Genomic DNA, 8,894 nt, shown 5'->3' on the forward strand with positions numbered 1-8,894 from the left:
CGCTCGAGCTTCTCGTCGATGATGTAGAGCGCGTTCTCGCTGAACGGCCGCTCCGTCCAGATGAGGACGTCGGCCGCGGTGAGAGTCTTGGACTCCTGCAGAAGGGCGGCACCCACGCTCTGGATCACCGAGCGCAGCGCCACCATCGACGCAACCCCGATGGCGATACAGAGGAAAAAGAACATGAGGCGGCCGATCGAGGAGCGTATCTCCCGAACCGCCATGCGGAAGACGAATTTCATCGCTGCCAGGATGACGAGAGAGTTGCGCGCCTCGGCCGGGCCGGCTCTTCGATCCGCTCGACCGATCCGCCTTTAAGGACGAGGACCCGGTCCGACTGGGCCGCCAACTCCGGGTCGTGGGTAGCGAGCACGATGGTCGTCCCACGGCTCTTGTGGATATCGAGGAGGATCTCGACGATGTGCCGGCCATTGGCGGCATCGAGGTTCCCCGTCGGCTCGTCGGCGAGAAGGATGGGAGGATCGTTCGCCAGCGCCCGGGCGAGCGCCACACGTTGCTGCTCGCCTCCGGAAAGCTGCGATGGATAGTGATGCGCTCGGTCCGACAGACCGACCTCGTCGAGCAGCTTTCGCGACATCGCCTCGGCGCCGGCGATCCCGGCGATCTCCATCGGCACGAGAACGTTCTCGAACGCCGTCAGAGAAGGAAGAAGGTGGAAGAACTGGAAGACGAACCCGATTTTCTCGCCCCGAAGCCTCGCGAGCCGGTCTTCGCTCAGGCCGGAGAGGTCTTCGCCATCGATTTGGATGAGTCCCGACGTCGGCGCGTCGAGCCCCGCCATGAGCCCCAGCAATGTCGACTTGCCGCTTCCCGACGGACCCACCACCGAGAGAAACTGACCGGCGGGAACCTCGAGATCGAGCGCCCGGAGAATGGTGAGCTCCTCGGTTCCGCTGCGAACGACTTTGGTAACGCCTTGGAGCCGTATCATGGCGTCGTCAAGAGAGGCTTCAAGTACGACCAGACGTTCTCGGCCACCACCCGCGCGCCCTCGGCATTGGGGTGCTTGCCATCGGGTTGGTTGAGCTCCGAGACTCCGATGACGCCCTGGAGCAGCGACGGCATCAGGGTGACGTCGTGCTCCTGGGCGAGCTCGGGAAAAACGGCGACGAAATCTCGCACGTACCGATCCCTGGCGTCCGGAGGGGCCTCGAAGCCGGCTAACAGTACGGTGATGTCGCGCGATTTCGCTTCTTCGATCAGGGTCGCGAGGTTCTTCTTCATCTCCTGCGGTGGCAGTCCGCGGAGGCCGTCGTTGCCTCCGAGAGCCAGGACGATTGCCTCGACCTCACGCTGATCGAGAACCCAGGAAAGACGGCGGACCCCTCCCGCGCTCGTCTCTCCGGAAACACCGGCATTGATGACTTCGTAACGGTAGCCTTCCCGATCGATCATCTCCTGGAGCACCGCGGGGTAGGCTTCGTCGAGACCGATCCCGAAGCCAGCGGTCAGACTGTCGCCGAAGGCGATGATCTTCTTCTGGTCGCTCCGTTCCGACTCCTCCGCCGCCGGAGGAGGGGCGGGCGCCAGGTTCTCCTCCGCCGCATCGCATCCCAGGTGAAGCGCGAGGACCGAGCTCAGAAAAAACGCGACGGCGAAAGAGCGCAACGGCGCAAAGCTCATTTCAGCCCTACACGTTCCCTTGCACATCTCCGACTAGGCGTCTTTGCGTTCGTTCCCAAGCGCCGTGCAGACATCACTCTACCCGTCAAGCCTTGGTGGGACCAGTCGAACGCTCGGCTCGCACAGGGTGGGATGCATTTGGACATCACTCCTGCTAGCCTAACCTTCGGGGACTGGCGGCGCCAGCCCATTTCGCACCGTCGCGTCCAAGCCAGCGGGCCTTTTGCTGGTGAAATGCGATTCTCGCTAGAATGCCCGACATGGCTCAACTCAGCAATCCCGTGCCTTTGACCGAAGAAACACAGCGTCAGTTCGAGCAAGCTCGCGCCGCACGCGCGCTCAGGCCTCTCACGGAAGACGAGAGCGGCGGTGGCGTCGAACGGCTTCCCGACGGCGTCTATGGCTTCACTTATTCGCCCGCGGAGCCGAACTTTCCTCTGTTTCGGCAGCGGGACCTCCGCACGTTCGAGACGCACAAGCTCGCCGACTCGCGCGTCTTCTTGCTGGGCTTCCTCACTGCTGAGGAGAAAGCCGGCTTCGACGACCCGCGTACCGCGAGGCTCACCCTTCACCTCTTCCCCGAGCCCAAGGGTGACGCAACGCACCTGGTGAGCATCCCGATGAGCCGGGTCCTGAGCCACATCGAGAACTCGGCGCGGGCGGGCAACGGGCTAGCCCTCGAAATCGGCCCAACCAGCTGAGGTGACCCCGTTAGGCTAGTCGTTCACGCGCCGGACGTCAGCTCGTGGAGGCATTCGCCGCTCCCGCTCCGAGCTCATCCATCGAATAGTTGCGGCGTCACGGGGCCAAGGCCGGATCGATCTCAGCCGTGAGCGTCGCACCGTTCCCAATGGACGAGCCATCGTCGAGTATCACACTTTCGCCGGCTCGCAAAGTCAGCCCGGCCGGTGACACGATCTGGAGGTTGGGGCCCAGAGTCAAAGTTTGACACGCGGTGATCGTTTGCACGGCGTTCAGAACGCTGTCGCTCAAGAGCAAATGATTCGCAAAACCGCAGGTACCGAAGACGCCGAGGACGACATCCGTGTCGCTCGCGCTGTTGTTGGCGGGATTGAGCTCGGTAACGCCCGCCGGGGGCGATATCGTGGCGGTGTTCGTAATCTCGTCGTTCTCGCCGCCGGTGAACGTGCAGGTGGCGGTGTAAGTTGCCATGCCTCCTACCGGCAGATCGATCGTATCCATCAAGTTGCCGTTCACCGGGCCCGCGGTGCAGCTCGCTCCGCCACTGGCGGAACAGCTCCAAGAGCACCCCGTCAGATCGGCCGGGAACATGTCGGTGACCGTCGCCCCCATCACCGGCGAAGGCCCGGCATTCGTAGCGGCCAGGGTATAGGTCACGGTGTCGTTCGGTTCCACGAAATCGACACCGTTGTTCTTGGTGAGCGAGAGATCCGCAGCCGCGACAGCGGCCAGAGTCAGGATGCCACCGTTGATGTTATCGTTTCCGACCTGGTAGAGCTCGAGGAAACGCGGTTGCGTCGAGCTCGCGACGAGATCGCCCCAAGACCCGAATCCATCGTCAGAGCCGTGGTCCTGGAGGAAATCATCATTGGCGACCCCGATGACCCCCTCGACGATCCCGGTGGACGTAATCGTATTCCCGAGCACGTCGTCGCAGGGACCTCCGCACCCCCTTCCTTTCGCGTAAGTCACGAAGTACCGGTCCGCAAAGTGATTGTAAGCCGCATGGGGACGCCACTCGGGGATGGGACTGCCCTGGGTTGCGATATTGAACTCGCCCACCAGAGGGTCTCCTGAGCCGTCCCAAATCTGGGCTCGAACGTTGAAATTGATTCCAGGCTGTCCCGTCTCGTAGGCAATCAGGAAATCCCCCGTTCGCGAGTTCGCGGCCACCACGGGACGCTGCCCATTCGACCTGATGATCGTGATGTTGGATAGGGGAATGCCTTGACCGTCGAAATAGCGAATTCGGACGTCATTACTGCTCTCGCCCTGAAAGCCGGTCCAGACGAGCAGAAAACGCTGGGAGACGGGATTCCAATCGACATGAGGAGAGTGAGGAATCAGAGGATTGCTGCTGAGGTCGAAGGTAAGGCCGCCGCCCACGAGGTTGCTCGGGGCATTCGGATCGCCGTCGACCATCTGCACGCCGATATGGGCGTTGACCACACCCCCTCGTCTTCCCCAGGTCACCATGAAAAGGTCGTCCGTTGGGTTGTAAGCGATTCGGGGAAGCGTCTGGTCGCCGGCACCGCCGCCGATGAAAAACTCCGTGACCCCGATCCGGTTGCCCGAGGCGTCCAGGAACTGTCCGTAGACGTCGCCAGCCCCGGTTTCGGCGTCCGTCCAGACGACCAGGTAGACGTTCCGAGTGCTGTTGTAGGCGACATCCGGTGTCACCGTGGCGCTGTCGCCGTCGCTGATCATGAGGATGTTGCCGGGAGGAACCTGAGCCCCGTTCGAGTCGAGCCGCAGTCCCCGGATCTGGAGGTCGGTGTTGTTACCGTCCGCCCAGACCACGAGGTACTGGTTCAGGGCCGTGTTGTGGGCACCCCGGACGTACCATTGGGTGCCGGCCGGATTCAGGATCGGTCCCGGCAGGAGGCTCGCCCACGCGATGGGGGCGAACGAGAGAACGAGAATGGTTGCGATTAACAGATTGAATAAACGAAAGACTTCTTTCAAAGAGCCCTCTCCTGTGAATAGCGCGGCGATGGGAGCCCCACGACGCGCCCTAGACACAAAAACTGTGCGGTGCTTCACACCGCCTCTCGAAGGGGGTGGGGGGTAGGGTGATTTTTCCGTCGCGAGACGCCAGGGTACTAGGCGTCCCGACATGCGAAGCGAATCCCGCGGCAGAAACTCACCGGATAGGTAAAGTTATCCCAGCTTTCGATCCTCTGTCAACCAATCGCGAATTGACCGGCCGTCCCGCGACTCCCTACAATGAGCCCTCTCGATGAGATCGACCGGTTCCGATGTCTCGATGCCCCGGCTCCCGGGGACATCGGCATGAGCGACGCGCCACCCGTCCCGTTCTCCGATTTGCCCTCGTTCTTCCTCGCCGCACGATATGGGTTCGTACTGCTGTACGTCGCTTTCTTGTGGCTCCTGGCTCGCATGCCCCATGCCGGGCTCCTGGCGGCCGGAGCGGTCGGTTTGGCCCTCTACTCGTGGTTCGTCCTCGAGTGGCCCTTAGAGAGACTCTACGCGTTCGCCCCGCCCTTCGACCGCATGTTCAACGTGGCCATGGGAGCGACCGCCGCGACCGGACATTCGCCGTTCGAGAGCTATCAGGTGGCAGCCGCCGATCTGGAGCCGTTCTGGCGTCTCGTTCTGAAAACGGTCTCGCTCGGTCGGCCGGAGAACGTTCTCGCCTTCTACCCCTACTTCACGCCGATCGTCATGGTCTTGCTCGCATCGTCGCTGTACTTCGGCTTTCGCGACGCAAACGCTGGCGAAGGCGTCGGGGACGAGCGTCGCTTCGAGGCCGCTCTCCTCGTCTTCTTCGTCCTCCTCCTCAATTCCTCCCCTTACGAACAGTTCGGCGTGTTCCGCTCCTTCTGGCCGATGAACTTCCTCCTCAAGCCGAACCACGTGCTCGGCTTCGTCATTCTGCCGTGGATCGTTCGCGCCGTGAGCCGTCCTGGCCGATGGACCGGAGCCCTTGCCGGTGCCGCTCTTCTATCCGCCCTCAGCTGGGTGTTCCTGATGCACTGGAGCTTCGTGGTCGCCGGGCTTCTTTGCTACCCCTTCGTCGCGCACGGTCTGGGCCGGCCGGCACAGACGAAGCGGGTCCTCTCGGCGGTCTCGCTGTCATTTATGGCCGCCCTACCCTACGTCCTTTTCCTCGTATCCAACTTCCACTGGGGCCACGGCGGGGCCGTCGCTGAGAAAGTATGGCTTCAATTAGGCTACGAGGAGGGCTTCTACAACGTCTTTGCCGTCGGATACGAGCACGGCGCCCTTTTTCTCCTCTCTCTCATCGGAATCGCGGGTATGGTGAAACGCCGTCTCGGGTCGGATCTCGTCTGGCTCTCTCTTCTCGCCGGCTGCGTGCTCGGTTGGGCCGGCTATCTCGTACTCTTCGCGGTCGACAAGATCATCGAGCCGGACGAGTTTTACTTCTATTCCCGGTTTCTTCTGACGTTGGCTGCGGGATCCGGCGCCTTCTTTCTGTGGCGCAAAGCGCGCGAGTCGCTTGCCCTGGAAGGAAAGGCTTCGTCGCGCGCCCTTTGCCTGGGTTTGGTCCTGCTCCTTCCTCAAACGTTCCCCTATTGGTGGAACCCGTTGAAGATGGACCGCTACTACGAGCTCGCGCTGTCTCCCCTGCCGAATCAGATGGTGGAGATGGCCCGGTGGATTCGCGACGAGACCTCGCCGGATGCGGTCTTCGTCGCGGGCGGCGCCACTTCGCTCTGGATCGCTTCGCTCTCGGGAAGACGAGTTCTCACCACGGCCAATTTTCGTCCCACCTTCGATTTCGAAGAGCGAGTCGATCTCGAGCGGCGGATGATCGTCGGAGGAGAGGAAGCCGCCTTCCGTGAAGCACAAACGCGTTTCGGAGTCAGCCACCTGGCCATCGATCCCGCCTACCTCGAGGCCCTGGGCGCCGATCCAGTGTCCGTCGAATCGATGCCCTGGCTCCGGATCCTCTACCGGCGGGACGGGCTCCGGATCTTCGCGATTCGAGTTTCGGGCGCGAGCCAGGCACCACCGTGATCGGCGATACGTTCAGCGTTCATTTCGTCGCCTTTCGCTATCTCCTGGCGGGCCTCGTCGCTGGCACGCTCTGGTGGGCCCTGCGGCAAAGATCGGTCGTACCGCCGCTTCTGGGGATGGTGCTGATGGGCGGGGTGCTCTGGCTCTTCACCTGGTTACCCCTCCAGCAACCGTACGGCCTTCAGCCCGGCTCACCGGCAGCCTTCGAGCTGGCAACGGTGACGTCAGGGGCTGCGAGTGGGCGTGTCGACGAATCGTGGATCGCAGGCCGACGAAGTCCACGACCCGCCTGGAGCTTCCTCGTCGGAACCGTGGCGGGCCGCGACGTTCCCCTGGTCCAACATCTCCACGAGCTCGCTCCACTGATCCTTTTGGGGCTCGCGCCCCTCGGGTTCTTCTTCGCTATGTCCATCGCGGGACATGACCGGTGGGAAGCTGCAACCGCGGCCTTCGCCGCCGTCTTCGCTTCGTCGCTTCCACTCGATGTGTTTCGTCCTTTTGGGCTCGTCTTTCGGACGTTCTTCATCGCCCCGTACCGCGCCGCGGCGCTGCTGGTGGCCGTGCTGGCCCTGGCCATTTGCTGGCGCGCGGGTCGCCGGGGCATTGCGATCGCCTCACTGCTCCTCGGCCTCGTGGGTTGGATCGATCTGACCGTCCTTCTCTGGGCGCTCGTTGCCCTGGTCTCGCTCGAGATTGTCGAGAAAAGGCTCCCCCGCTCGGAGCGCTCCTTCCGCTGGATCGCGATTCCGATAGCCACCTTGATTGCTCTGCCCCAATGTCTCGCCTGGCTTCGAGGCGATCTGCTCGTACGCGGTCCCTCCCCGGACGAAGCGGTTGCCTACCGGCTCGCTTTCCGCGATCTGTTCACCTTGTCGGCAGACATGGAATGGATCTTCGTCCTGGCCGTTCTCGCCGTTCCTCTTGTGTGGCGTCGAGGGAACCGCCTCGATCGAGGTCTCGTATCCCTCGTGGTCGCGGCCTACGCGCTTTGGGGTCTCCTGGCGCTAACGTTCTCCCGCGGCCTTTATTTCGAGCCGGACGGTGTCTTTCATTTGCTTCGCATCAGCGTGGCGATCCTGGCTGGAGTCGGCGGTTATCATGCCGCCCTTTGGCTCGGTGCTCGTCTCGAGACCGACGCACAAGATGCTCACCGCGCGCATCGGTGGTGGTCGTCTCTTCCGGCCGAACCGCGCGCTTTCGCCCTAGTGGTCCTTTTCCTTCTGCCCCAGAGCGCCGTTTTTCTCTGGCATCCCCTGCGGGTGGATCCTCTCTACTACCCCAGCTTTCAGTATCCGGCCGATACCTCCATCGAGCGACTCCAGCGCTGGTTGCTAGCCCAAACCGACGGCGACGAGATCGTTCTGACGGGCAACGACACTGGCGAGTGGGTGGCCGCGCTGACCGGTCGGAGAGTGCTCTCCGGCATCCGGGTTCTGCCACGCGAAGATCGCCGCTCCTTCAGCCGCGAGCTGCGGCAGCTCTTCCTCTCCGGCGATCCCGTGGCAATGCGGCGGGCGGTGATCCAGCTCGGGTTCTCGGTGATCGTTCTCGATCCTTCTCTCCGCGAGGTCTACTGGCAGCTCGACGAGGCCCATATGGAAGCGAGCGGCGTCGTGTACAAGGTCCATCAGATAGGAGACCGTTACTCAATCTATCGAGTTCGCTAGGACCAGCTCGCCACGCTCAAGTCCGGAATCGCACCGAAGTCCGGGTCACTGGTCAGTACGCGGAGCCCGCGCACGCGTGCCGTCGCAGCGATCCATATGTCATTCTCTCCGATTGGCGTTCCCGAATCCCAGAGCAGTGCCTTCAGCCGGCCATAATCCTCCGCGATATCTCGTGATGCCGGAAGAATGTCGTGAAGAGTCGAAATCACGTCTTCGAACGCCGAGGTCAGATTCTCTTTCCGATGGCCTTTCGCAAGCCGCGCGAGACCGAAACGCACCTCACCCTCCACAATCACGGATGTAAAGATCTCCGTTCTCGGTTCGAGTTTTCCAAGGAAGGCGTCGAGCTGCTCGTTGCCGGCCATGGCGGCACTGACCGCCGGCGTGTCGAGCAGGAGATCGGTCAAACGGGGGAGCCCCAATCGGCTGCTTGCTCACCCTCGACGATCAGGCGCTCGAGCTCCGCCACATCCTCGGGGCTAGCTCTCCGAGATTGAACGACCGCTCGGAGAGCATCGACCCCCTTGTTTCTGTCGTCGATCGGCGTCGGTTGTCCGACCTCTGCAATCGTTCGCTCGAGAGCAGATTCGGGCACTCGCACCATACCGCCGACCTTCACGTAACCGAGCTTGCCCGACCAGATGTACCGCCGCACGGTTTGCGGATGACAGCGCAAGCGTTTCGCGACTTCTTCGACGGTCAGGAGTTCCGCGGCTGGCATCTCATGAAGTGTACTAGATTACCTCATAAAGTACAATTATGCCTATTAACCATGTCCGTACTTTCACCTAAGCGCTGGCGCGATGTGTTGAACCAGAAATCTCGGGCCTTGAGAAAGGGAGCCTCAGCACCTGTCTCGCCATTCTCACCCCCGTCTCC

Annotated in this window: 9 protein-coding genes; 3 read left to right on the top strand and 6 right to left on the bottom strand. The window is 62.4% G+C overall.

Features of this window, described 5'->3' with window-relative positions; translation table 11 throughout:
• The 3 genes from VEK15_32080 to VEK15_32090 all read right to left on the bottom strand — a co-directional run.
• The coding region (locus VEK15_32080) for a hypothetical protein (protein ID HXV65378.1) at nucleotides 1-242 on the bottom strand (242 nt) is incomplete at its 3' end.
• Nucleotides 239-952, bottom strand: coding sequence for an ABC transporter ATP-binding protein (locus tag VEK15_32085; protein ID HXV65379.1), 714 nt, complete (start codon nucleotides 950-952; stop codon nucleotides 239-241). The genes VEK15_32085 and VEK15_32080, both read right to left, overlap by 4 nt.
• Nucleotides 949-1,644, bottom strand: a complete 696-nt coding sequence (locus tag VEK15_32090) for an arylesterase (protein HXV65380.1) — start codon at nucleotides 1,642-1,644, stop codon at nucleotides 949-951. Before VEK15_32090 ends, VEK15_32085 begins: the two co-directional genes overlap by 4 nt.
• A 260-nt stretch (nucleotides 1,645-1,904) precedes the next feature.
• Here VEK15_32090 and VEK15_32095 point away from each other — a divergent pair, with 260 nt between their 5' ends.
• Nucleotides 1,905-2,345, top strand: a complete 441-nt coding sequence (locus VEK15_32095; protein HXV65381.1) for a hypothetical protein — start codon at nucleotides 1,905-1,907, stop codon at nucleotides 2,343-2,345.
• Between the two features lie 97 nt (nucleotides 2,346-2,442).
• Here the strand turns inward: VEK15_32095 and VEK15_32100 are convergent, their stop codons facing one another.
• Nucleotides 2,443-4,311, bottom strand: coding sequence for a DUF11 domain-containing protein (locus VEK15_32100; GenBank protein HXV65382.1), 1,869 nt, complete (start codon nucleotides 4,309-4,311; stop codon nucleotides 2,443-2,445).
• A gap of 261 nt (nucleotides 4,312-4,572) precedes the next feature.
• Here VEK15_32100 and VEK15_32105 point away from each other — a divergent pair, with 261 nt between their 5' ends.
• Both VEK15_32105 and VEK15_32110 read left to right on the top strand, forming a co-directional pair.
• A complete protein-coding gene (locus tag VEK15_32105; protein ID HXV65383.1) occupies nucleotides 4,573-6,348 on the top strand; it encodes a hypothetical protein in 1,776 nt (591 codons plus the stop codon).
• Nucleotides 6,345-8,015, top strand: coding sequence for a hypothetical protein (locus tag VEK15_32110; protein ID HXV65384.1), 1,671 nt, complete (start codon nucleotides 6,345-6,347; stop codon nucleotides 8,013-8,015). Before VEK15_32105 ends, VEK15_32110 begins: the two co-directional genes overlap by 4 nt.
• Here VEK15_32110 and VEK15_32115 read toward each other — a convergent pair.
• Together VEK15_32115 and VEK15_32120 are read right to left on the bottom strand one after the other, a co-directional pair.
• Nucleotides 8,012-8,422 (bottom strand): PIN domain-containing protein, encoded by a 411-nt coding sequence (locus tag VEK15_32115; protein ID HXV65385.1) that lies wholly within the window; start codon nucleotides 8,420-8,422, stop codon nucleotides 8,012-8,014. The genes VEK15_32110 and VEK15_32115 overlap by 4 nt on opposite strands.
• Entirely contained in the window at nucleotides 8,419-8,736 is a 318-nt protein-coding gene (locus tag VEK15_32120) for a helix-turn-helix domain-containing protein (GenBank protein ID HXV65386.1), read from the bottom strand. Before VEK15_32120 ends, VEK15_32115 begins: the two co-directional genes overlap by 4 nt.
• Nucleotides 8,737-8,894 lie beyond the last annotated feature (158 nt).

It is taken from the genome of Vicinamibacteria bacterium (genome assembly GCA_035620555.1).
Taxonomy (GTDB): domain Bacteria; phylum Acidobacteriota; class Vicinamibacteria; order Marinacidobacterales; family SMYC01; genus DASPGQ01.

Coding starts and splice junctions, on each gene's coding strand:
- VEK15_32085 (HXV65379.1), bottom strand. CDS start 952: ATGATACGGCTCCAAGGCGTTACCAAAGTCGTTCGCAGCGGAACCGAG.
- VEK15_32090 (HXV65380.1), bottom strand. CDS start 1,644: ATGAGCTTTGCGCCGTTGCGCTCTTTCGCCGTCGCGTTTTTTCTGAGC.
- VEK15_32095 (HXV65381.1), top strand. CDS start 1,905: ATGGCTCAACTCAGCAATCCCGTGCCTTTGACCGAAGAAACACAGCGT.
- VEK15_32105 (HXV65383.1), top strand. CDS start 4,573: ATGAGCCCTCTCGATGAGATCGACCGGTTCCGATGTCTCGATGCCCCG.
- VEK15_32120 (HXV65386.1), bottom strand. CDS start 8,736: ATGCCAGCCGCGGAACTCCTGACCGTCGAAGAAGTCGCGAAACGCTTG.